Consider the following 22945-nt stretch of genomic DNA (forward strand, 5'->3'; position numbering starts at 1 on the left):
AAATAAAACTCTTATGAACTTATTATCTCTAACTTTGTAATACTGTCCGGAAACATTTCCGCAATATAAATGGATCCGCTTTCATCAACTGCTATTCCATGACCGTATATCCCAAAGGTTCGGCACCTTCCTATCAAATTCTGTTTCGAATCAAATAAGTTAAGACTTGGAGTTTGATCCGTTACATAGATATAGCCTTCTTTATCAAACCATATATCCATCGGGTGATACAGATTCCTCATCTCTTGAAGAAAGGCTCCCTGCTGGTTAAAGATTTGAATTCGATTATTCTCACGGTCTGTAATATATAAATGATCTTGGCTATCCGCTACAATTGCATGAGGGGTTGAAAATGCTCCTGCATCTGCCCCTTTTTCTCCCCATGTATTCACTAATTGCCAATTAGAATCGAAGTGGTGCACGCAACAATTCCCATAACCATCCGTCACATAATAGTGTCCATTTGATGTCATCGCAATGTCCGTTGGATGGTTAAAAGGTCTTCTCCACGCTCCAGGAAATCGTTTGTCCCCAATACTATCTAGCTTTTCACCAGTATGGTTAAAAAATACGATTCGATGAGAATCACGGTCTACTACAAATACTTTATTATCAGGAGTTGTATACAAATAGTGCCCATCAACGATATCCATATCTGTCCAAGAATCAATCAGTTCACCAGTACGATTAAAGATCAACATAAAAGGTTGGCTTCTCTGTAATACAAAGATTTTTCCCTCATGGTCAATTGTTAATGCCGAAATATTCGTGTAAGAAAGGGAAGTCGGAAGCTTCCCCCACCCTTTATTTACTTGATACCGCTTCGGACCAAGTCGGAATACATGCATAAAGGAATCACCTCAAATTCTTTCATAAGAATTATACGATTGGCTCAGTTAGTACATTTACATAATAATGATGTTTAATAGAACGATTTAAAACAGGATCACGTAATTCAAACTCATATTTGTCAGCAAAATCTAGCGTATTTTCCTCCGTATTTATTGTAGCTGAGAAGAACATATTTCCATCATCTTTTACATTGAGCTTGGAAAAATGCTCCTCCCATTGCTCTGGATTTAACAAATCTGCACAGGTTCCTTGTTGATAAACCTTTTTTTCTCCCTCAGAAGTTACCCAACAGATCAGTTCTAATTGATTCCAATGGTCTTTTACATCCTCATATTTCCATACATCTCCAGCAATCACATTCGGATATGCCTGTTTAGACATTGGTACACTGAATGTTTCTAATTTCCGATCAGTATGATCGCTACCAACAGTGACAAATAACTCGTCATCATGCCAAATAAGTACGTATTCAATTTCTCCACTTGTTTCGTTATGCTGGACTTGTACTTCTGATGTCGTTGAAACAATATAATCAGAAACAGGGAAAAGAATCGGAGTTGTGGTAGGAGCCTCCACACCTAATTTCACCAATTCATCAATATGTTCTTGGACTTTTTCCTGGTCACTTCCCGCATATCCAGCATTAAATACATGATTAACGTCAAATTCAATTGATTTATTTTCTCCTTGCACATGTAAGCTCAGTTTGTTTTTCATAATAATTCCTCCATTATTCATATTTTTATTTATTAATATAGTTTCGGTACTCTGCTAGAGAAAACCGGAACACTTTCTCTAATCTTAGGGACAGCATCTAAATCTAGCGTCGCAATGAGCGTCTCTTCCTTTACCTCACTTCCAACTTTTATTACATCCCCCCAAGGATCAATAATCATCGATGTCCCCGCAAAGGTCTCGGTATCATTAGAGCCAGTAATATTAGAAGATACAATGAACATTTGATTCTCAATCGCCCTAGCTAATTGCAGATATTTCCAATGGTTTTTTCTAATTAATGGCCATTCGGCAACAACATGCAAGATTTGGGCACCCTCCAAGGCAAGCTTCCTCGCAAGTTCAGGAAACCTCAAATCATAGCAAATGATAACCCCCATCTTGATTCCTTCCAGTTCAAATGTTTCTATCTGGTTTGTACCACCAGTTAAATATTTATGTTCATTAAGCATTGGTACTAAATGTATTTTGTCATATCTATGCACAACAGCTCCTTCTCGGTTTATTACTAGACTTGTGTTATATATTTTCCCTTCTTTTTTGTTTGCAATTGAACCCCCGACAATATTTACATGATGCTGTTTTGCTAGTTTCTGCAGCAAGGACTGAGTTGGCTCGTTATCTTCATCGGCAAGCTTGTCCAATTCTGCTAGTGTAAAACCGGTGTTCCACATTTCCGGAAGTACAAGAACATCGGGTTTTTCTTTTTCCATCGTTTCATTAATCCAACTACTCACTTTCTCCCTATTTTCTTGCGGGTTACCAACAATAAGATTCATTTGATAAACTGCATATTTCATTCTTTAACCCCCTGTTTTAATTACTACTTTTGTCCATACTATTATAGGATTTCATCGTATTATCCAAATGTAGAAGTAAAGCTGTTTTTGCATCTTCAATATTTTTAGCTTCTATAGCCATGAGAATCGCTTCATGCTCTTCAATTACTTCGTGCATTCTTCCTTTTTTCCTGATGGCCCGATGGCCAATCAAAACAGTTAGATCATGTAATCTCATGAAGAATTCTTCTATTAAAAAATAGTTAGTTCCCCGAATAATTTGATTGTGGAATTTTTGATCCAACTTCATAAAAAGTTGCTTATTCTCCTTACTAACTGTCTCTCTTTGTTCCAACAAAATGTGCTTTAATTCCTGAACCTGTTCTTCTGTAACCACTTTCAAAAAATCCATCAATACTTCTTTTTCGATAGCTCTTCGAAGGATAAAGATCTGATTAATTTCTGTTTTTGAAAATCCTCTTACCTTTACTCCTTTCCTTGGCACCGTTTGCAGTAAGCCGTCGTAAACCAAACCCTGAACCGCCTCTCTGACAGGAGTTCTTGAAATACCTAGTACTTTCGCAAAGTCTTCCTCTGTATAAAATTCCTCAAAATCCAGCTGGTTTGAAAGTATAGCAGATTTCAATTCTTTGTATGCAATTTCGAAAACTGTTTCTCTTTTAATAGATTTACCAAAATTAAGCTTACTCATTTCGTTACCCCTCTGCGAATCTTTATGTATACATAATACAGTATACATAAAGATAAGTAAAGATATAATAATATGAATACTTTATTTTTTCTCTCCCTTGCCTCTTATGATTATCAGCGATTAATTAATAATCGAGCCAGGCTCAAGAAAATAATAATACCTTTCTTAAAAAAGGTAAAAACATACACAAGCAATCGTATTTTTATTTGAGATTAAGCAGACATCCCGCCCTTCACCTGAACCAACAAAAATCGGCCCTTTTTCATTGAGCTTTCACCAAACTCCCATTACACTTAAATGAAAGTCAAAGAACTCCTATACAGAAAGGATAATTTTCCCAATGATTTCTTTTGAAAATGTTTCAAAAAAATATAATGGCGGTACGCCTGCAGTGGATTCCATCAACTTTACAGTTAATAAAGGGGAATTTTTAGTATTAATTGGTCCGAGTGGCAGCGGAAAGACGACGACATTAAAAATGATCAATCGCCTCATTCCCCTGACAACAGGAACCATTTATATGAATGGAAAAAGGATTAGCGACTATAAAATAGATGAACTTCGCTGGAATATCGGTTATGTTTTACAGCAAATTGCGTTATTTCCCCATATGACGATAGAGGAAAATATTGCAATTGTGCCCGAGCTCAAACAATGGAACAAAGAAAAAATCCGCAATCGTGTAACTGAATTATTGGATATGGTTGGTCTTGATCCTATTTTGTACCGGAACCGGAGACCTGACGAACTTTCTGGTGGTGAGCAGCAACGAGTTGGCGTTGTCCGTGCTTTAGCAGCCGATCCGGAAATCATTTTAATGGACGAACCTTTCAGTGCATTAGACCCGATCAGTCGGGAAAAATTGCAGGAGGATATCATTCATTTGCAGCGTACCATTAAGAAAACAATTGTATTTGTTACACATGATATTCAAGAAGCACTGAAACTAGCGGATCGGATTTGTTTAATGAAGGAAGGGAAAATCATTCAGTTAGGAACACCAGATGAACTAATAAACGAGCCAGCGAACGACTTTGTCCGAGATTTCGTTGGGAATGCCGGCCATCCAGGGACAGATTTTGATTTGGAAAAATTTATTCATCCCCTGCCGAATCTGACAGGACAGGAAGCTCCTACTATTTCCATCCAAGCAACATTGGCCGAAGTGTTAGAGCGTTTATCCGACCATGATTCTCTTTCCGTAGAAAAAAACGGAGTTCCGATTGGGATTGTGAATCGGCAAATCATGATCGATTATCTCTCCCAACAGGTAGCGAAAGGGGGAAATAGCGATGAATAACATGATCGAAGTATTCCAAAACCGCCAGCATGAACTATTTCAAGCGCTCATCGAACATATTCAGATTTCATTTATTGCGCTCTTTTTTGCTGTCTTAATAGCTGTACCACTCGGTATTTATTTAACGAAAAAGCTTCGTTTTGCGGAGAGTATTATTGGGATTGCTGCGATGCTGCAGACGATTCCTTCCTTAGCATTACTCGGACTCTTCATTCCATTGCTAGGGATTGGTAAAATTCCCGCTATTATTGCCTTAGTCATCTATGCCTTACTTCCTATTCTCCGCAACACGTACACTGGAATTAAAGAAGTGGATTCCTCTTTAATTGAAGCGGCGATGGCAATGGGAATGAACACAAGGAAAAGATTGTTGAAAGTGGAACTACCACTTGCAATGCCGGTGATTATGGCAGGTATTCGGACGGCGATGGTATTAATTATTGGAACTGCAACCCTTGCTGCATTAATCGGTGCAGGAGGTTTAGGAGATCTGATCCTGCTTGGAATCGATCGCAATAATTCTGCACTTATTTTACTTGGAGCGATTCCAGCAGCAATACTTGCTATATTATTTGACCTCGTGTTACGCGGCATCCAAAAACTTTCGTATAAAAAGACTCTCGTCACAATTGGAATCATCGTTGTCTTCACTTTCGGTGTATCCGTGATCCCCAATTGGCTCGGTGGAGACGAAGATACGATCGTAATTGGGGGTAAATTAGGTTCCGAGCCAGAGATTTTAATTAATATGTATAAAATCCTAATCGAAGACGAAACCGATTTGAACGTGGAATTAGAACCTAGTCTTGGGAAAACAACCTTTTTATTTAATGCTTTGGAATCAGGAAATATCGATATTTATCCAGAATTTACAGGAACGGCAATAACGCAATTTCTGGATGAGACCCCAGTAAGTAATGATAAGGAAGAAGTATACGAACAGGCCAGATCCGGATTACTAAAGAATAACGATTTAGTCTTGCTAGAACCGATGGATTATAATAATACGTATACATTAGCTGTATCTAAAGTCTTTGCCGAGGAGCATAACGTAAAATCAATCTCTGATTTACAGGGATTAGAAAACGAGGTAAAAGCCGGATTCACTTTGGAATTTACGGATCGCGAAGATGGGTATGTTGGTATTCAAGAACTTTATAATCTCGAATTTCCTAATCTCGTAACAATGGAACCGAAGCTGCGTTATACGGCGATTGAGCAGGGAGATATTAATGTATTAGATGCTTATTCTACGGATAGTGAGTTGAGACGCTATAATCTTACCGTATTGGAAGACGATCTAGAATTATTCCCTCCTTATCAAGGTGCCGCCTTGCTGAGAAGTGAAACGCTCGAGGAATATCCTGAACTGGAAGGTATCTTAAATCAGTTAGCCGGGAAAATAACGGATGACGAGATGCGGGAGATGAATTATCAGGTGACTGTCGAAGGAAGAAGTGCTGCGGAAGTGGCGCGGGAGTTTTTAGAGAATGAAGTGCTCCATACAAACTAAAGCAGAAAATCGGTTTCTTCACTGTTAGAAACCGATTTTCTATGTATTCCTTGATTAATTAAAGTTTAGGATAATTTCGCTAAAATTTCCCGAATAAAAGCAGGTTCATCCTTAGGTGTACGTGAGGTAATCAAATTTTCACTAACTACAACTTCTTTATCGTGGTAGGCCGCACCTGCTAGTTTTACATCATCACGAATTCCGATGAAGCATGTTGCTTCCTTTCCTTTTAGAACGTCAGCACTAATCATGACCTGTGGTCCATGACAAATACCAGCAATTAATTTGTCGTTTTGATTGATTTCCTTCACAAAGCGAACAACGTCATCATTTACACGCAATGCTTCCGGAGCACCTCCACCTGGTATAATAACCGCATCAAAATCGTCAGCCTTTGCCTCAGATGCCCCAAGATCAGCAGTATAGGAGATTGTTCCTTTTTTCCCATCACAGCGTGCACCTTTTTCCAAACCAATAATGACTGTTTCGTGCCCTGCTTCTTTAACAGCTTCATATGGATTTTTCATTTCAGAATCCTCAAAGCCACTTGCTAAAAGAAATGCTACCTTAGCCAAATTAACTACCTCCAGTTTAAATTTATTTACAAGGTTATTTTAATTTACGAGCAAGAAATTAGCAAAACAACTGCTTCAGGTAAAACCGGATTATAGTAAACTTTATTATAAAAAGTGATTGCGTATGCAGGCGAATCATTATATATGTTGATGCTAGTATAGTTTCATGGACACATCTAAGTTAAATTTTATACAATGAATTTCAAGGAGGATGTGTCCAATGATTACAAAAAATAATGGTAAACGATATAACGATGATTTTAAAAAAATGATTATCGATCTTTATCATTCTGGAAGTTCTGTAGGATATCCTTTCCAAACTGATCATCCCCAACCGCACCAATCATGGTAACTTCAGCTCCTAATCTTGCAGCGGCTATTGCTTGATTGGCGCCTTTACCACCGTGATAAGTTTTAAATTCTCCACCTAAAACGGTTTCACCTTGTTCAGGGAATTCTTTAGCAGTCGTGACCATATCAATATTAATACTTCCCACGACACAAACTGCCGGTTGCTTTTCCATATGATCACCTCTCTCTCGTAATTAGTTGATTTTATATTTTTCCGATGGGATCTTTTTATTCGGTTTTCCTATGTTTTGGATATATCCACGTTGTAAAAAGCCGTTTAAAATTAATTATCTTACTGTACTTCATCTAAATAGCCTTCAAGCCTTTCAACATACCCCCTGGAAACAGCTGCTATTTCGGCGACATCAAGGATACTTTAACCATATGTGTAACGGGTTACATATAGATGAAAAAACTTGGGTTCGCATATTTGTGTAACCCGTTACATATAGAATAATACTGTTATAAAAAAATGTCAAATTATTTTTTAAATAAAAAGGCAAAGTTATATTAAAGTCACAAGTTATTTTGCAATTTTGCTAGGGAGGAAATATATTTTTCCGCCCCAGTTTGGCCAAATAATAGTGGAGAAACAGCACATTCCTATACAGATGATGATGAACTCCTTTATCAGTAGGTACAGATGTATCGAGCATTTTTCTCCCAATTTAACTTTTTATTAAAGTGAAAAATCCTTAAGTTCCAGTTTTCTTAATTCAAGGCTGTTCAGTAATGCAAAATCCCACTCATCACATTTACATGTTGAGTGGGATTTTAAGAGTGGGCTCACTCTCCATTAATAATCTTCCTATACTCTTCTTCCGACATATTCAAAGCTTCTGCAGAATACTTTGTCCCTTTTTCCTCATATACTTTTCTAAAAGATTCATCCAGCTCTTCTGCAGTAATAACGCCTTTTTCGATTAATAGATTTGCAAGTGCTTCTGTTGCCACACGCTCTTTAACAATTTGCCCAAAAATCCTGCCCATCGTAGCATTTAACTCGGTTTTGTCTTCATACATCTTAATTCCTCCTACCAAAAAATGAAACCGCATTTAGTGGGGTATTACAGAACGTAATGCCTGATAATATACGACAAAAGAGATTAGAAGAAGTTATCTTGCATGCTACTATTTTTCGTCCTTTTAGTCAAAGTGCCGATTCAACTATAGGGAGTCAGTCCACCAACAAATAAATCTCACTTGCTTTCTCCAATCGATTTTAAACTCCATTTCCGTGAATTTGCTTAGTTTCTTCAACATCTATTTCGTAGTTAGGCAAAATAAGAACCTCTACTCGTCTATTTTTCTCCCGGTTCTCTTCACTCGTGTTCGGCATAATTGGATGGTACTCACCAAATCCCTTCGCACTAAAGCGAGCTGGATCATGTCCTCCATTTTCCAAAATTAATCCCATGAAGTTAACGGCTCTTATTACACTTAATTCCCAATTCGAAGGGAATTCTTCGTTGTGAATCGGCCGGTCGTCTGCATGTCCGCTTATCTCAATATGATGAGGCGGATCGGTGTTTAACAACCTTGAGATTTCGGTTATGATTTCCCTGCCGCCCTCATTAACTTCAGCGCTCCCCATATCAAACGTGACATCATTTAAAATCGTGACCATTAATCCTTCATTGCTTAATTCTGTTGATAGTGCATCAGTTAGTTCATTTGTTTCGATATAACCATTGATACTCGCTTGAAGTTTTTTAAGATTTTCTACTTCTCTCATACCTTCACTTAAGTCTTCTTCATTTGCCTCATTATCTTCTTTACTTCGGTCTTCATCTATGGCAGTTTCTGAAGGATCCTCCGCTGGGCTTTGTTCCAGTATAATGGATCCACCGCCAGAGAATTCACTTTTAAAAACTTTGGAAAGCTGTTCATACTTTTGGGCGTCTATTTCGCCCATGGCAAATAATACAATAAATAATGCCACAAGCAATGTCAGCATATCAGAATAGGGAAGCAGCCATGAATCATCTGATTGAGCTTCACTCTTTCTTCTGCGTCTCCGGCTACTCATCTTCTGTCACCTGCTTTATCTTAGCAATTTCTTTTGAAGTGAGGTACGAACTCAGCTTATCCCTCATCGCCGCAGGAGAATCCCCATTCACGACGGAAAGAATCCCTTCCACAATAATTTCCTTTCGTTGAATCTCTTTTTTCGATTTCTGTCTTAATTTATTTGCAAACGGGTGCCATAGTACATAACCTGAAAAAATCCCTAATAAAGTTGCAACAAAAGCCGCTGCTATCGCTTCCCCCAAGATTTCCATATCATCCATACTACCAAGTGCGGCAATTAATCCAATAACAGCACCTAACACTCCCAGCGTGGGCGCATACGTACCAGCTTGCGTAAAAACTGCTGCACCTTCTTCATGTCTCGTTTCCATTGCATAAATTTTCTCGAGCATGACTTCACGGATGAACTCCGGTGAATGACCATCAACGGTCAATTGTAGTCCGGAAGAAATAAAGTCATCATCCCATGCTTCTATTTCAGTTTCTAAAGATAACAAACCTTCCCTACGAGCTTGATCGGACATCTTTGAAAACTTTTCAATAAGCACTGGTATATCATCTTGTTCCTCTTCTTTAAGCAATATTTTAAAATAGGAAGGAATCTTTTTAATCGTGCTTACAGGAAATGCTATCAATACAGATGCAGCCGTTCCTACAAATATAATGAGAAGTGCTGCCGGATTAATTAAGGCTCCCGCACCAACACCTTTTAAAACCATCCCAACAGTAACCGCAATAATTCCTAAAATAATACCAATAATTGATGTTTTATCCATCTCTGTACCTCCATCAAATAACTCTATAATACTACATAACCTATATCGGTCTTTTGTACTGTTTTTGAAGGTAATATGGAAAAGAAGAAATAATTAGTTTATTAGGTAAACATTTTTACTAGTTAGTTTTATTATCTTATCTTTATGATTTGATTGAAACCGAGGTGGCTATGGAGAAGATTAAAAACGCAATGTCTAGGAATTAATATTGGAGCTATGACGCGGAAGTTTTTGGAGACATCGAGGTTATGGAAGTTAATTGAAACATTAAGAACGTTTATTAAAAGACGTATGCATAGAAACTTGCCATACGCCTTCTTGAAAGGAAGAATTTTATTGAATCGTTTTTAAAACCTGTAATAAACACTCTTTATACTTAGCTCGATCAACAGCTTCACAAACACGAACATTAGGTTGTTTCCCACTCCTATTATTAATATCAACCAAGCTGTAACCTCTTGTCAGTTCACCTTTCGTTTCAACAGCTACATAATACGTATTAGATGACGTCATGATTTCTTCATTTGCTGCAATCGCTACTAATATCGTATCCGGATGTGTTGTACCATTCAGACGATGAACGTTTGCATTGAAATCTTTCACTACTTTATTAATTTTAATAAAGAAATCGGACCCGGTTGTATTCAACTGTTCAATCTCTTTATGGTCATCATTGTCCATTAGAGAATATTTTGTGCAAATATCCCAACCAACCATTGTAATCGGTATACCTGAATGTAAAACAATATTTGCAGCTTCAGGATCTACCCAGAAGTTATATTCAGCAGCAGCCGTAATATTGCCTAATGTGTTATTTGTTCCACCCATAATGTAAATATGTGGGATGTCCTTTATAATTGTAGGATCCTTTTTAATTGCCATCGCAATATTGGTTAGTGGTGCAATAGCTAATAGAGAGACTTCACCAGGCATTTCTTTTACTTTTTCAATGATAAAATCAACCGCATGTTTTTCCTCTGGTCGTTGCTTTGCTTTTTCAAAAAAGGCATCACCCATTCCATCCCTGCCATGGACATCTTCTACCGTACGATGTTCCTCTTCTCCTGTTGCGAGGATAGGGCCCTCGTATCCTTTATAGACAGGAACATAATAATCTTGATTGGAAACCTGAATAGAATATAAAGCATTCTCTACTTGTTGATCAAACGCAACATTTCCACCTGTAATTGTTACACCTTCGACTTTAAAATAATGTAATGCTGTTAATAGAGCAATTGCATCATCACCAGCTGTATCTGTATCTATAATAATTTTTCGCATTCTTTACACCTCAATCTTGTTGTCTTGCTAGCTCTGTAATGTATTCAAAAAATGCATCGCGGTCTACTTCATAAACTAAATTGACCGGTCTTCCATTCTCTGAAATAACTGTTTTACCTTGACTCGCCCCTTCAGTATGAACAATACTCTTCACTACTTTTTGCTTGACTAGATCCGGTTTCCCAATGCTTGCTGCGGTTAGCACATCCCAGAGAAAATAAGTCGAGTTCGTCTGAAAATGTACAAGAGGAGGTACCATCGCATAACATTGTCCAAGAAAATCGATTCCGATATTCGTTCGCTGCGCCGCCCAATAATTTCGAATATCTACTGTTAAAGGAACCATATTTGTACTTTCTAACGCGACTAGATCAATTTCAATTTTACTATCCCAAACAACTTTGACAGCATCCGGATCCCAAAAAGCATTCCACTCAGCTGAACCATCATGTTCCGGCTCTTCGACATTTCCTTTTTCTAAAAATGTACCACCCATCCAAACTAATTTTTCAATATTGGATTCAATATCTGGCGCAACATATAATGCTCGAGCTAGATCTGTCAGTGGTCCAATAAACACCAATGTTACAGGTTCATCGCTTTCACGAATGTGTTTAATCAAATGTACATGCGCCTTAAGTTCTGAAACATTTGTGTTGATTCTTCCCGATTCATTCAAGATTGGTAACGCATCGATAAAAAATGCGTGCATACGCCAATCTTTAGGAAAAGAATGTTTTCCACGAGAATTAGAGGCTGCTACATCTATCCCTTTATTATTCCCAAACCGATCAATAATTTTTCGGCTAGCATATAATGCCGGCTCCAAATAACAGTCTGCCGGGATAACACCAACGCCTAATAAATCTACCTCTTCCATCTGGAGTAATAGAAATAAGGATACGAGGTCATCCACACCTCCATCGTGATTGAGGTATACTCTTTTTGTCATTATGATTAACTCCTTATCAGTTCATAATAATTCATTTAATTGATTTCCTGGAGTAAGTTTATTTTTCGCACCTAAATCTACATTAATACAGTTATCATTATTCTCACTTAGCAGAATAATACCTACTCCGCTACTTACATCGTCCTTACAAAATAATATAGGATGTGGTAAACTTCAACATCAATTACCTCATCGGATCATACGGTCCTAAATCAATATCAATCTCTTCTCTCAGCGCCATCTTTCCAGCCAATGCTCCCACATAGGGCCCCATCGTCAACCCAGAAGCCCCCAACCCTGTTGCAACAATGACATTTTCCAAATTGGGAACTTCGCCTAATAAAGGTTTATTATCCGGACTCATTGGCCGAAACCCTATCCGGATGTCCTGCAATGTTTGACTTTGGAGACCTGGCGCGACTTTCAATCCTTCATTCAGTACTTCCTGAATCCCACCTGCCGTTATCCGATAATCATAACCACTTCCAGCTTCACGTGTCGCACCAAAAGCAATTCGATTATCATCAAAAGGAACAATATAATGACTGCTATCTTGTGGAAGAATAACCGGCCAATTTGAAGTATCTTCATTCACAGCCAAATGGACAATTTGCCCGCGCTGGGGTTCCAATTTGATAGAAGTACCGACAGATTGCAACAAGTCATTTGTCCAAGCACCAGCTGCAATAATAACTTGATCAGCTGATAAATTTCCGCTGCTCGTTGAAACCGAAACCAGCTTGCCTTCTTTTTTCAGTGCAGCTTTTTCCTGTATAACTTTTCCATTACTTTTCTTTACGCCTTCTACTAAAGCGCTAGCGAGCAATCTTCCATCCAAGCGAGCGGCACCTGATAAATAGAGCGCATGCAATTTTTCATTTATTTGCGGGAAAAATTTATTGGCATGTCCAGCTTGTAATACGTCAATATTTCCAATTATAGGAAATGCCTCTTTTTTCTTTTCTAATTGCTCCTTCAATTTACGAATGACCTCTATGTCTTCACTCGTTGCAATTGCACCTGTCTGCCGATAACCAGTGTTTGTCTCCCCCAGTTCTTTAAGAGATTCGATCAGCTCTGGATAATACTGGGCTCCCCTGCTTGCTATCCTGAACCAATCAGAATCATTATACCGTGAAATCCATGGACAAATAATCCCTGCGCCAGCTAAAGTCGCCTTCCCTTCGAATTCCTCATCAATCAACGTGACATCAACATTTTCATTCTGCGATAAATAGTAAGCAGCACAAGCACCGACGACTCCCGCGCCAATAACAATGACTTTCATGTTTTTCCCCCTTGTATGATTTCCGTATTGTCAAAAGATCCTAGTTAAAATGAATCTTTCATACTTTCTTCTATATATGGTTCGCTTCTCTTTGTCAATAGGATGTATTTTAACTGGAAAAAAGTTTTCACTGGATATAGATAGGGAGAAGCGCGCTAACACTTCTCCCTGCAACCGCCTCTGTTAGGTACTCCTTTTATATCGTACCATTTATAAAATCAATAATCCCCTCCACTACTTCATCACGAATATCTCTGTAATTATGAATTTCGTGTCGGTAACCGGAATACAACTTAGTTTTTACAAAGTTGCCCGTCTCTGCAAGCCAATTGGAGACTTGATACACGCCCTCCCCATATAAACCTACCGGATCAAAGTCACCTGCAATATTATAAACAGGAATAGAGGAAGGGACCTTCTCTGCCCATTCCGTACCAATAATTGTTTCCATCATTTGAACAAAGAAATAGAGGGAGCGAATATTTGGTGTTGAAGTAAAATTGTTAAACGGATCATTCGCATGGTCTGTCACAACGTCAGGGTCGCCACTTATCCAGTCATTTGGACTATTTGGGTTCTCTATCCGCTCTGTCATCCAGCCAAATAAGCTTTCAAGATAACTATCTTCGACAACTTCACCATCCCCCTCATCGATACGCTTTTTCATTTCTTCAGATATCTCTTTTAAATTCGGGAAAACACCAGATGTTCCACATAAAATAAGTCCAGAGATTCCTTCCCCATATTTGGTTGCATATCCTCTTACAATCATGGAGCCCATACTATGTCCGAACATGAAATATGGAAGTCCGTCATACTCTTTCTGAACAATTTCTCGTAATTTGTGCTCATCTTCTGCCATCGTCATGTAGCCCTTATCGCCCCAGTCATTCCAATTGCCTGAATCATACGCCGTTTTCCCGTGGCCAACATGATCATCTGCTGCAACTATAAAACCCGCTTCATTAAGCACAAGAATCATATGTAAATACCTGCGCGAATGTTCACCAAAACCATGGACAATCTGGACAATTCCTCTCGGCTTACGAATTGGCGTGTAAATCCATGCTTTTATAGTGTCCTTTTCATTAAATGATTTAAACTGGACTTCTTGTATCGCCATGATAGATACCCTCCTATGATCAGAGTTTGATAGATAATGGTCTTTTCTAGATGTATCGGTTCTCTCTGAACCAATCATTTTACCGAAATGATATACTTATTTGGAATCGATGTCAAAGTAAACTCAAGAAGGAAGCTGTGAAAGTTCATCCAATCGTTTAGCCAGTCTTTCACCACTTATACCAGAATGATTTAATTTTTAATATAATCTTCACACAACTTCAAGTAAAGTTTACCTATATTACTTTGCATCATAATCTCCTTTCCATGTGAATTCCACTCTACCGTATTTCGTGCTTTTTAAATTTAAAAAAACAGCATAAATGCCCCCGACAAGCAATTATCCCCTTAAAGAAACATCACTATATTATCCATATTAGCCACTTTAGATTTTGATAACAAATAATTGAAAACCTTTAACAGGATAAACCAAAATTTTTCGGAAATTCTATTCATAAGGAGGTGTTTTACGTGGCAAAGAAAAATCTCAGTCAGTTTAAAGGACGTGTAATGAAGGAAGCTGGATATGACGTAGATCTTAATAATCCAGAATCGATAAAATACGAAGTTGCTGAAGAACAAGGCGTACCTTTACAAAAAGGAAATAACGGACATCTTACCTCTGAGCAAGCAGGAAAAGTTGGCGGACCAATCGGTGGCAATATGGTTAAAGAAATGGTTAAAATGGCAAAAGAGCAGATTGCAAACAAATAATTAAGACTCTCCTGCTGGTTTTAACACATGAACCAGCAGGATTAGCTTTTTTTATTGTCCTTGTTGATTCTTTTTCCGAACTTGTTCAGCGTTTGTATTGCTATAAATTTCAGTTCCATGGCCACCAGTAGTCCTTGCAATATACTCTTTTGCTTCGTTATATGACATACCAGAATTTTCATTTGCCCGTTTTACTTCTTCAATATTGGTACCGGATGCTGTATATTTTGTATTATTTTCCATAAAGTCACCTCGCTTTTTTCGGTGAACTTAGTTTTTGCGGAGATGTTTTATTTATAAAGGAAACATTTACCTATAACCATTGACTGAGAATGGGTATAAATCGATTTTAGTATTATCTAAAAAAGCCGCATGAATTGGTTGTTATCCCATTTCATGCGGTTTATCATTTTTTAAATGAAGACCTCTTCAAAAACCTCACCATTCAACGGACGAATTCCCTCATATTTCCCTTTCTCAATCATATAAATATTCATATTCCAAGCCAAATGGTGGGGATATGAGCCTTTCCGAGTTTCATCTCCTTAATGGAAGGGAAACCAGATATTTAACAAGCAATACTTATTAATGAAACAGCCAACCAAACAAGTATGATGCAGGTGAATCGTTACACGTGAATCAGCCTGCTCCATTATTCAAAAAAGGAAGGGATACACGTTGAATAATTATCTTTACGGAAACACACCAACTTTTCTCGGGGCAAAGAATCTTTCTTCTTCTCTCGATTCATTAGGAGACATTGACGCTATCGTATACGGAGTTCCATGGGAAGGTGCAGTTACATGGGGCGATTACACAGGATGTGCACTTGGACCGAAAGTAATGCGGCTGACATCTGCAAGGTACAGTGGCTACTTGCCGGAGCTCGACCATATTGACGTGTTCGAACATATCGAGCTTGGGGATGTTGGTGATGTAGATGTTGTTCCCGCTGATGTGGAAGAAACGATGCAACGAATTACAAATTTCTCGGGTAAGCTTTGGGAGAGCGGGAAATTTCTAATCGGTCTCGGAGGAGATCATGGCATCACTTACCCTATCGTGAGGGCACTTACAGAACAAGGAAAGAAAGTCGGCATCATTCATCTGGACGCGCACTTCGACAACCTTCCTTCCCATCAAGGTGATCAGTATGCACGTTGCAGTCCTTTCGCCCGTTTATATGAACAGGAAGGTGTACGCAATGAAAGTATTATTCACACAGGTATTCATGGACCGAGAAATCAGCCTGAAGCAGGTCGGAATGCCCGCGATGCAGGTGCTGTTACGGTAACAATCAACGATATCCGAAAGCATCATGATTTATCGGAGCTTGCCCGTGAACTTCATGCCCAAGCGAAGGAAGATGTGGACTGTGTGTACTTGAGCATTTGCAGTGATGTTTTAGATTTTGCTTTTAATCCCGGCGGTCCTGTTGATGGAAATGGACTTACTTCTTTTGAACTTGTAACACTCGTCCACGAAATCTGCAAGCAAGGCGTCATTGGCATGGACTTTGTGGAAGTATATCCGCAGCAGGACGCAAATCAAAATTCTGCCCACTTTGTTTCTACAGTTATTTTATATGCGCTCGCGGGTTTGATTAATAGCAAATAGTGATATTGGCAGTTCAGCACAAGTATAAACAAGGATACTTGTGCTGTTTTTAAATATAGACGCCCCAGTGAGAAGAGCTAAATAATATTTGCTGGGGTCGAAAAGTAACAGAACCGAAGATGAAATGAAGGTGGAGGAGAAAAAATATGGCAATACCTAATAGAATAAGTAACTCTGATTCAGGGAAAAGAACATGGAAAGATAGATTGAATATCATTGGGCCAGGGGCAATTGTCACTGCTTCCTTTATTGGTCCTGGCACCGTAACAACTGCGACACGAGCAGGAGCATCATTTGGCTTCGCATTGTTGTGGGCGATCGTTTTTTCCATTATCGCAACAATTGTGCTTCAGGAAATGACAGGAAGGCTCGGAATCATTACGCGGAAAGGGCTTGGGGATGCGGTCCGCGAACAATTCATAAATCCAATATTGAAATACGGCTCCATGTGGCTTGTGATTATTGCTATCAGTGTTGGCTGTGCCGCTTATATGGCGGGTGATCTGCTCGGCACATCACTAGGCATTTCCACTATTACCGGAATACCGACGAATGTACTTGGACCGATTGTAGGAGTCATTATTTTATTTCTCGGCCTTTCCGGCAGTTATAAACTGATAGAAAAATTGATGATTTTCCTCATCGTCATCATGTCTATTACATTTATTACGACCATGTTTATGACACAGCCGGCTATTGGAGAATTATTCAAGGGAACTTTTATCCCAAACATCCCTCCCGGTTCCATCATTATGATTATCGCATTAATCGGTACAACTGTCGTCCCTTACAACCTTTTTCTTCATGCTTCAAATGTGCAGGAACGCTGGAACAAGCCGTCTGATTTAAAAGATTCGCGATGGGACACGATCATATCCATTTGTGTGGGAGGATTGATTACTGCAGCGGTACTGATTACAGCTGGTGCGACGATCAAAGGTATGGAAATACAAAGTGGCGCTGACTTGTCACTTCAGCTCGAACCAATCATGGGAGAGTGGGCACTGATTTTCATCAGTATCGGTTTATTTGCAGCTGGCTTATCTTCTGCGCTTGCCGCTCCACTTGGTGCAGCGATGACAGTAAGCAGTGTCTTAAAATGGGGCAACAATATGAAAGACAAACGCTTTAAAATCGTGTTTGTCATCATTATATCAATTGGGATCATCGGCTCAGCCCTTGAACTTAATCCTCTGAGCGTTCTGCTATTCGCACAAGCCTTGAATGGTATCCTGCTCCCTGTGATTGCAATTACGCTCCTTGTTATCATGAATAACAAAAAGCGTCTCGGCAACTATACAAACTCTTTAAAGGCTAATATTATCGGCGGAATAGTAGCACTGATTTGTACCGGACTTGGTACCTACAGTTTGGTTGATGCTATCCTAACTTTTCTTAATTAATGGAACGGATTTCGTTCTTTTATATAAAGCCATTTCCTTCCTCCAAACAGACAAAAGCATAAAGCTATATTATAATGGGAGGATGACTATACAAAGATATCATCAGGGGGAAAAAGATTAATGAAGAAAATTATCGTAGCATTATGTGCCATCGCACTAGTATTTTCACCAATTGGAGATGTTGTTTTCCAAGATCAGGACACAACGGTGGAGGCGAAACGTTATAAATCCGGGAAAAGTCATTTAACCCAGGAAATAGCGGCATCAACTCTAACAACAATAATTCCTTATTCCAAAATAATAAAAAAGATTCTAAAGTGAACAAATCCACGACAAAACAAAATACGGACAATAAAGGCGGCATGATGTCAGGTGGTCTAATGAAGGGCCTCATGCTCGGTGGGCTTGCTGGATTATTATTCGGTGGGCTGCTTGGTAACATGGGTATCTTTGGATCTATTCTAGGCTTGTTAATCAACGGGCTCGCAATTATTTTCTCGATCTTAGTGGCAGTAAAAATTTATCACTTTTTCAAAAGGAAAAGAAAAGAGGAAGCTAATGTATGGAGAAATTAGTCCTTCCTGAACAAGATATTATTAACGCAATTTGCGTTTATGTTTCTCGGAAAAAACACATAAAACCAGAAGAAGTCGAAGTAGAATTAATGTATGACGATGATACTGGCTTTTCTGCAGAATCATTCTGGAATGGTAGGAAACAAGTACTCGTAATGTCAAACATTATCGAAGCACTACGGTTATGGCTAGATGAATTCCTTAATGAGGATCCTTTCGCAGGGATTAAACTGGAATTAGATGATGAGGCTGGGATTATTGCATACGTTGGGTAAGCTGTAAAATTGGAAGACACCCCCTCACCACCCACCGGAAGTCACCAAATGGAATCCAACAAACGTCGCGTTACTTGCCGTATGAAAAAGCGAGGCATGCATTGGTATCCAAGAGGTATAGAGGTGATTCAATCGGTGTATACAAACCTCATTCATCCGCGATTGGGAAGCTAGCCAAAAGTTTTAGATAACCATCCTCGCATTTTAAGTTACGTTCTTGATATTAGAACGTAACTTTAAAATGACCGGGAACCAAGCGAAGACATTCGCGCGGTAGCTGAAAAAGCGTACAAAAATAGAATGTCTGAAACACTAGCGTGAAAAGGGTACTGAGAAAGGCTTGGCACAAACTCATTCGATTAATATTTGATACTGAGTTTATTGTTTATGCAACACTAATGGCTTTATACTTGTTAACCTCACAATTTACTTTATCCAGTTTTTATTCCGGAATTTCATGTTATAATTCAAATAAATGATTAATTAATCTCTGGTTTTCTCGTCGGGGCGCCGAATCCTGTCTCTAAATAATCAAAGTCGCACCCCTTTTTTAATAAGCTTCTTCGGTAGGGAGCATTCCCCACTCTGGCATTCCAGATCCGCCCTTTGGTCCAGCATTTCGTAAAACAATAATATGATCTTCCGTTACATCAACGATAGGATCATATGTTGATTTTCGACTTTATTTTGGGAAGTTAAAAATAAACGACAAGTAAGACTCTCTGGGATAAATTATTGAATCATAACCTACTCTATATGTGTTAATGTTTCTTCATTATTTTCTATTTGTTTAATCACATTAACTATTACATCTAATGCTTCATTCAATTGTTTATCATTAATGATTAATGGTGGAAGTAAACGGATTATATTACCACGAGATCCTGCGGTAATCACAATCACCCCGTTTTCGTGACATTTTCGAACGACATTCTTCACTAATTCCGGGTAGGGTTCTTTTGTCTCCAAATCTTTTACAAACTCTATACCAATCATCGCCCCTAGTCCCCGCACTTCACCAACAAATTTTGATGGGAATGTTAGTTTAGAACGAATTTTATTTCCTATTTCTTGAGCTCTATCCATCAAATTGTTATTCTCAATATCCTCAATTACTTTAAGTCCAGCAACACAACCTAAAGGGGTCCCACCCAATGTTGTACCTAACTCCTTTTTCTCCGGAGCATCCATTATCTCCGCATTACCTGTCACCGCAGATAAAGGTATTCCAGCACCAATCGATTTTCCCATTACTGTAATATCTGCAGCTACTCCAAAATGCTCCATTGCAAAGAACTTACCTGTACGTGCAAATCCGGTCTGCACTTCATCAGCTATAAATACGATTCCATGTTGCGTACACAATTTTCGTATGCCTTCAAAAAACTCTCTATTAGGGACAACAATCCCCCCATCCCCTTGGACAGGTTCTATTATAATAGCTGCAATTTCCGAGGGATCCACTGTCATTTGAAACAGATTGTCAATAGCTTCTAATAATTCTATTGTTGTCCGAGTATCCCGGTAAGGATATGGGTAGGGTAAATGATATACTTCCGTCGCCATTGTACCAAATCCTTTTTTAAATCCCTTTACCTTACTTGTCATGGACATGGTCATAAAGGTTCTTCCATGAAACCCTCTTTCAAATGAAATGACCCCTGAACGTTTTGTATATCTCCGTGCAATTTTTATAGCATTTTCATTCGCTTCTGCACCACTATTAAATAAAACGGTTTTTTTTGAGAAATTACCGGGAACTAAGTGATTAAGCTTTTCTGCAAGCTGAATATAGGAATCATACAAAACGACGGGAAATACCGGATTTATATAATGATCCAATTGTCTCTTTAGTGCATCCACTACTGCTTTAGGGGTGTGTCCGGCATTTAAACTTCCAATACCTCCCGCAAGATCAATTAAACGGTTCCCATCTATATCCATTACTATAGCTCCATCAGCTTCAGCGATTCCTATAGATAAATTTGTTGCTAAACCTCTTGCAATAGAATCTTCACGCTTCTTTAATAACTCTTTTGACCTTGGTCCTGGAATTTCTGTTTTTAATTCTATATAACCCATTACTATCCCCCCACATGTTATTTACTCTTATTTAATAAAGCTTTTTATTAGAACTTTCAACCTGATACGCAATTTGATATCAATATTTTCCCGCAAATGGTATCACGTAGATACGTTTTACTTGTAATAGTGTTTTTTGATGTGGACTATAGCTATTATCTATTTAGGTTATGTTTTCTATTGCCTAAAATTCCGTGCAATCTCTTCAATCACTGGTCTGCTTTTCCTTGTAGTCAAATCAATCATCACTTTCGTAATTGTCGCTTCACAGACCACTTCTTCATTTTGATTCATTATTTTTTGTTCAAATACAAAACTCGTATTCCCAAGCTCCTTCGGTATCGTAATCACTTGAAGCTGATCGTGAATTACCGCTTCCTTTTTATACATAATGTCAATCCTCAAAACGACCGTCCCAAGATTATTTCTATGAAAATCATCATAAGAATAACCAGCGTACTTTATGTACCATGCTTCTCTTCCGCTCTCCAGATAATTAAGGTATACACTATTATTTACATGGTTGAGTCCATCAATATCCTTTTCACTTACAATAATTTGTTTTTCTCCAATATTCAAACTCTCTCTCTCCCCAGCAATCCATTTTTTATATTTAAAACTTTAGTTCTTTATAGAATACCAGTTATGAAAATTACAGCGATTACCACCGGAATAACAAAAGCAAAGATTGGTTTAACAGCATAAGGAATTTTCACTCCTGTTGTTCCAATATTGATTTCATCAATGAAGTTCTCCGTTTTCCACTTAAATACAACATACAAAGAAAGCAAAAGTGCACCAACGACAAGCATTATATTGCCAGAGAAGTAATCAATAAATGTGAATATATCCATACCGAAAATCTGAATGTTTGACCATGGTCCCTGTGATAAAATAGACGGAATTGCCAACACCAAACTAGCAATACTCACAAGCCAAACACTTGTTTTACGATTCAGATTAAATAATTCGGATGCATTAGCTGCTAACGTTTCCACAAAACCAACCCCGGTTGTAAGTGCGGCTACTATAACCAGGAAGAAGAATAAAAGACCAAAAATTGTTCCACCAGGCATTTGATCAAATATAGTCGGCAATGTCAGGAAAATCAAACCTGGTCCTGAATTTGGGGCAACATTAAAAGCAAATATTGCCGGAAATATGACCATTCCTGAGATAAAAGCAACAAATGTGTCAAGCGAAATTACCCACACTCCGTCTACAACTAGATTGGACTTCTCTCTCTTCAGATAACTTCCATAAGTGAAGGCAGCAGCCATCCCAATACCAATGGAGAAGAAAGCCTGCCCCAAAGCCTGCAGTACAGAATCTCCACTAATTTGTGAAAAGTCTGGTTTCAAATACCATACAACCCCCTCCCATGAACCCTCTAAAGAAAGTGAAAATACACTTAGAGCTAGTAACATGATGATGAGTAAAGGCATTAATAGTCGCACAAATTTTTCTGTACCATCTTTCAATCCTTTCACTACTACAAACGCAAGAATCAACATTGGGATAATTGCGTATCCAGTAACAAGCCATGGGTTTGCGACAAACTTATCATAAATATCGGCTGCCTGATCAAATGTAACTCCTTGAAATGTACCAAGACCTACCTTTACAAAATAAGCAAATAGCCAGCCCATGATCATCAGATAGTACGAAAAGATAAGTAACGACGTAAACACGCCAAGCCATCCTATCGACACCCAAGTACTGCCCTTTTTAGTTAGTTTACGCAAACCAGTAATAGCACCAGACTGTGCTTTTCTACCAAGACCTGCTTCAACATAAAATAAGGGAATCCCAATGACAATAATAATAGCAATATAGATTAATAGAAAAGCTCCACCACCGTTTTCACCTACTAAATAGGGAAATCGCCATATGTTCCCTAAACCAATGGCAAATCCTGCAGCGGCCATGATAAACCCAAATCTTGATCCCCATGTTTCTCTTTTTTTATCCGTTTTAGGATCACTCATGAAATTCCCCTCCCTATTATTTTC

Annotated in this window: 25 protein-coding genes and 1 pseudogene; 8 read left to right on the forward strand and 18 right to left on the reverse strand. The window is 38.5% G+C overall.

Going from position 1 to position 22945, the window contains the following annotated elements:
- Positions 1–11: 11 nt before the first annotated feature.
- The 4 genes from IEX94_RS04210 to IEX94_RS04225 are packed head-to-tail and all read right to left on the reverse strand — an operon-like array spanning position 12 to position 3078.
- The gene (locus tag IEX94_RS04210) at positions 12–848 is read right to left on the reverse strand and encodes an NHL repeat-containing protein (RefSeq protein WP_188856160.1); all 837 of its coding nucleotides are present in this window, start codon (positions 846–848) and stop codon (positions 12–14) included.
- Positions 849–879: 31 nt separating this feature from the next.
- Positions 880–1569, reverse strand: a complete 690-nt coding sequence (locus IEX94_RS04215; RefSeq protein WP_229782561.1) for a DUF2848 domain-containing protein — start codon at positions 1567–1569, stop codon at positions 880–882.
- Between the two features lie 32 nt (positions 1570–1601).
- Positions 1602–2387, reverse strand: coding sequence for a carbon-nitrogen family hydrolase (locus IEX94_RS04220; RefSeq protein ID WP_188856162.1), 786 nt, complete (start codon positions 2385–2387; stop codon positions 1602–1604).
- A gap of 16 nt (positions 2388–2403) precedes the next feature.
- On the reverse strand, positions 2404–3078 hold the full coding sequence (locus tag IEX94_RS04225; RefSeq protein WP_188856163.1) for a GntR family transcriptional regulator: 675 nt from the start codon (positions 3076–3078) through the stop codon (positions 2404–2406).
- 340 nt (positions 3079–3418) lie between these two features.
- Here IEX94_RS04225 and IEX94_RS04230 point away from each other — a divergent pair, with 340 nt between their 5' ends.
- Positions 3419–4378, forward strand: coding sequence for an ABC transporter ATP-binding protein (locus IEX94_RS04230; RefSeq protein WP_188856164.1), 960 nt, complete (start codon positions 3419–3421; stop codon positions 4376–4378).
- The gene (locus IEX94_RS04235) at positions 4371–5891 is read left to right on the forward strand and encodes an ABC transporter permease/substrate-binding protein (RefSeq protein WP_156857925.1); all 1521 of its coding nucleotides are present in this window, start codon (positions 4371–4373) and stop codon (positions 5889–5891) included. The genes IEX94_RS04230 and IEX94_RS04235 overlap by 8 nt, the downstream gene beginning before the upstream one ends.
- A 65-nt stretch (positions 5892–5956) precedes the next feature.
- Here IEX94_RS04235 and IEX94_RS04240 read toward each other — a convergent pair whose 3' ends face one another.
- The 9 genes and pseudogenes from IEX94_RS04240 to IEX94_RS04280 form a co-directional block, all read right to left on the reverse strand.
- Positions 5957–6466, reverse strand: a complete 510-nt coding sequence (locus IEX94_RS04240; protein WP_188856165.1) for a type 1 glutamine amidotransferase domain-containing protein — start codon at positions 6464–6466, stop codon at positions 5957–5959.
- Positions 6467–6750: 284 nt separating this feature from the next.
- Positions 6751–6990 (reverse strand): annotated as a pseudogene (locus IEX94_RS04245) (PfkB family carbohydrate kinase); the annotation flags it as partial.
- Between the two features lie 613 nt (positions 6991–7603).
- Entirely contained in the window at positions 7604–7840 is a 237-nt protein-coding gene (locus IEX94_RS04250; RefSeq protein ID WP_156857920.1) for a hypothetical protein, read from the reverse strand.
- Positions 7841–8039: 199 nt separating this feature from the next.
- Positions 8040–8846: a flagellar motor protein MotB gene (locus IEX94_RS04255; RefSeq protein ID WP_188856167.1), complete on the reverse strand. Its 807-nt coding sequence runs from the start codon at positions 8844–8846 to the stop codon at positions 8040–8042.
- Complete coding sequence (gene motA / locus IEX94_RS04260; RefSeq protein WP_188856168.1) at positions 8839–9624, reverse strand: flagellar motor stator protein MotA; 786 nt, start codon at positions 9622–9624, stop codon at positions 8839–8841. The genes IEX94_RS04255 and motA overlap by 8 nt, the downstream gene beginning before the upstream one ends.
- A gap of 333 nt (positions 9625–9957) precedes the next feature.
- The gene (locus IEX94_RS04265) at positions 9958–10905 is read right to left on the reverse strand and encodes a nucleoside hydrolase (RefSeq protein WP_188856169.1); all 948 of its coding nucleotides are present in this window, start codon (positions 10903–10905) and stop codon (positions 9958–9960) included.
- Positions 10906–10915: 10 nt separating this feature from the next.
- The gene (locus tag IEX94_RS04270; RefSeq protein WP_188856170.1) at positions 10916–11857 is read right to left on the reverse strand and encodes a nucleoside hydrolase; all 942 of its coding nucleotides are present in this window, start codon (positions 11855–11857) and stop codon (positions 10916–10918) included.
- Positions 11858–12041: 184 nt separating this feature from the next.
- Entirely contained in the window at positions 12042–13145 is a 1104-nt protein-coding gene (locus IEX94_RS04275; RefSeq protein WP_188856171.1) for an NAD(P)/FAD-dependent oxidoreductase, read from the reverse strand.
- Positions 13146–13341: 196 nt separating this feature from the next.
- Positions 13342–14268 carry an alpha/beta fold hydrolase gene (locus IEX94_RS04280; protein ID WP_156858074.1) on the reverse strand — a complete coding sequence of 309 codons (927 nt, stop codon included), beginning with the start codon at positions 14266–14268 and terminating at the stop codon, positions 13342–13344.
- Between the two features lie 470 nt (positions 14269–14738).
- Between IEX94_RS04280 and IEX94_RS04285 the strand changes: the two genes are divergently transcribed.
- Positions 14739–14981 carry an alpha/beta-type small acid-soluble spore protein gene (locus IEX94_RS04285; protein ID WP_268239576.1) on the forward strand — a complete coding sequence of 81 codons (243 nt, stop codon included), beginning with the start codon at positions 14739–14741 and terminating at the stop codon, positions 14979–14981.
- 51 nt (positions 14982–15032) lie between these two features.
- Here the strand turns inward: IEX94_RS04285 and IEX94_RS04290 are convergent, their stop codons facing one another.
- Entirely contained in the window at positions 15033–15224 is a 192-nt protein-coding gene (locus IEX94_RS04290) for a gamma-type small acid-soluble spore protein (RefSeq protein WP_156855036.1), read from the reverse strand.
- Positions 15225–15659: 435 nt separating this feature from the next.
- On the opposite strand from IEX94_RS04290, the gene IEX94_RS04295 reads away from it, so the two are divergent.
- The 5 genes from IEX94_RS04295 to IEX94_RS04310 all read left to right on the forward strand — a co-directional run bounded on the left by IEX94_RS04295 (position 15660) and on the right by IEX94_RS04310 (position 18851).
- Entirely contained in the window at positions 15660–16598 is a 939-nt protein-coding gene (locus IEX94_RS04295; protein WP_188856172.1) for an agmatinase family protein, read from the forward strand.
- 146 nt (positions 16599–16744) lie between these two features.
- Complete coding sequence (locus IEX94_RS04300; RefSeq protein WP_188856173.1) at positions 16745–18001, forward strand: Nramp family divalent metal transporter; 1257 nt, start codon at positions 16745–16747, stop codon at positions 17999–18001.
- A gap of 120 nt (positions 18002–18121) precedes the next feature.
- The gene (locus tag IEX94_RS20095; RefSeq protein ID WP_308425575.1) at positions 18122–18322 is read left to right on the forward strand and encodes a hypothetical protein; all 201 of its coding nucleotides are present in this window, start codon (positions 18122–18124) and stop codon (positions 18320–18322) included.
- Positions 18319–18576: a hypothetical protein gene (locus IEX94_RS20100; protein WP_308425576.1), complete on the forward strand. Its 258-nt coding sequence runs from the start codon at positions 18319–18321 to the stop codon at positions 18574–18576. The genes IEX94_RS20095 and IEX94_RS20100 overlap by 4 nt, the downstream gene beginning before the upstream one ends.
- Positions 18564–18851, forward strand: a complete 288-nt coding sequence (locus IEX94_RS04310; RefSeq protein ID WP_188856174.1) for a YxcD family protein — start codon at positions 18564–18566, stop codon at positions 18849–18851. Before IEX94_RS20100 ends, IEX94_RS04310 begins: the two co-directional genes overlap by 13 nt.
- A gap of 550 nt (positions 18852–19401) precedes the next feature.
- Here IEX94_RS04310 and IEX94_RS20230 read toward each other — a convergent pair.
- From IEX94_RS20230 to IEX94_RS04330, 4 genes are all read right to left on the reverse strand, one after another.
- The gene (locus IEX94_RS20230) at positions 19402–19509 is read right to left on the reverse strand and encodes a dihydroxy-acid dehydratase domain-containing protein (RefSeq protein ID WP_188856217.1); all 108 of its coding nucleotides are present in this window, start codon (positions 19507–19509) and stop codon (positions 19402–19404) included.
- 89 nt (positions 19510–19598) lie between these two features.
- A complete protein-coding gene (gene gabT / locus IEX94_RS04320; protein ID WP_188856175.1) occupies positions 19599–20933 on the reverse strand; it encodes a 4-aminobutyrate--2-oxoglutarate transaminase in 1335 nt (444 codons plus the stop codon).
- Between the two features lie 177 nt (positions 20934–21110).
- Positions 21111–21512 (reverse strand): acyl-CoA thioesterase, encoded by a 402-nt coding sequence (locus IEX94_RS04325; protein WP_188856176.1) that lies wholly within the window; start codon positions 21510–21512, stop codon positions 21111–21113.
- 50 nt (positions 21513–21562) lie between these two features.
- The gene (locus IEX94_RS04330; RefSeq protein ID WP_188856177.1) at positions 21563–22921 is read right to left on the reverse strand and encodes a sodium-dependent transporter; all 1359 of its coding nucleotides are present in this window, start codon (positions 22919–22921) and stop codon (positions 21563–21565) included.
- Positions 22922–22945 lie beyond the last annotated feature (24 nt).

The sequence above is a fragment of the Oceanobacillus indicireducens genome, assembly GCF_014647195.1.
In the GTDB taxonomy this organism is placed as follows: domain Bacteria; phylum Bacillota; class Bacilli; order Bacillales; family Amphibacillaceae; genus Oceanobacillus; species Oceanobacillus indicireducens.

Excerpts from the sequence above, each read along its gene's own strand:
- IEX94_RS04210 (WP_188856160.1), bottom strand. The coding sequence starts at position 848 with ATGCATGTATTCCGACTTGGTCCGAAGCGGTATCAAGTAAATAAAGGG.
- IEX94_RS04215 (WP_229782561.1), bottom strand. The coding sequence starts at position 1,569 with ATGAAAAACAAACTGAGCTTACATGTGCAAGGAGAAAATAAATCAATT.
- IEX94_RS04220 (WP_188856162.1), bottom strand. The coding sequence starts at position 2,387 with ATGAAATATGCAGTTTATCAAATGAATCTTATTGTTGGTAACCCGCAA.
- IEX94_RS04225 (WP_188856163.1), bottom strand. The coding sequence starts at position 3,078 with ATGAGTAAGCTTAATTTTGGTAAATCTATTAAAAGAGAAACAGTTTTC.
- IEX94_RS04230 (WP_188856164.1), top strand. The coding sequence starts at position 3,419 with ATGATTTCTTTTGAAAATGTTTCAAAAAAATATAATGGCGGTACGCCT.
- IEX94_RS04235 (WP_156857925.1), top strand. The coding sequence starts at position 4,371 with ATGAATAACATGATCGAAGTATTCCAAAACCGCCAGCATGAACTATTT.
- IEX94_RS04250 (WP_156857920.1), bottom strand. The coding sequence starts at position 7,840 with ATGTATGAAGACAAAACCGAGTTAAATGCTACGATGGGCAGGATTTTT.
- IEX94_RS04255 (WP_188856167.1), bottom strand. The coding sequence starts at position 8,846 with ATGAGTAGCCGGAGACGCAGAAGAAAGAGTGAAGCTCAATCAGATGAT.
- motA (WP_188856168.1), bottom strand. The coding sequence starts at position 9,624 with ATGGATAAAACATCAATTATTGGTATTATTTTAGGAATTATTGCGGTT.
- IEX94_RS04265 (WP_188856169.1), bottom strand. The coding sequence starts at position 10,905 with ATGCGAAAAATTATTATAGATACAGATACAGCTGGTGATGATGCAATT.
- IEX94_RS04270 (WP_188856170.1), bottom strand. The coding sequence starts at position 11,857 with ATGACAAAAAGAGTATACCTCAATCACGATGGAGGTGTGGATGACCTC.
- IEX94_RS04275 (WP_188856171.1), bottom strand. The coding sequence starts at position 13,145 with ATGAAAGTCATTGTTATTGGCGCGGGAGTCGTCGGTGCTTGTGCTGCT.
- IEX94_RS04280 (WP_156858074.1), bottom strand. The coding sequence starts at position 14,268 with ATGGCGATACAAGAAGTCCAGTTTAAATCATTTAATGAAAAGGACACT.
- IEX94_RS04290 (WP_156855036.1), bottom strand. The coding sequence starts at position 15,224 with ATGGAAAATAATACAAAATATACAGCATCCGGTACCAATATTGAAGAA.
- IEX94_RS04300 (WP_188856173.1), top strand. The coding sequence starts at position 16,745 with ATGGCAATACCTAATAGAATAAGTAACTCTGATTCAGGGAAAAGAACA.
- IEX94_RS20095 (WP_308425575.1), top strand. The coding sequence starts at position 18,122 with ATGAAGAAAATTATCGTAGCATTATGTGCCATCGCACTAGTATTTTCA.
- IEX94_RS04310 (WP_188856174.1), top strand. The coding sequence starts at position 18,564 with ATGGAGAAATTAGTCCTTCCTGAACAAGATATTATTAACGCAATTTGC.
- gabT (WP_188856175.1), bottom strand. The coding sequence starts at position 20,933 with ATGGGTTATATAGAATTAAAAACAGAAATTCCAGGACCAAGGTCAAAA.
- IEX94_RS04330 (WP_188856177.1), bottom strand. The coding sequence starts at position 22,921 with ATGAGTGATCCTAAAACGGATAAAAAAAGAGAAACATGGGGATCAAGA.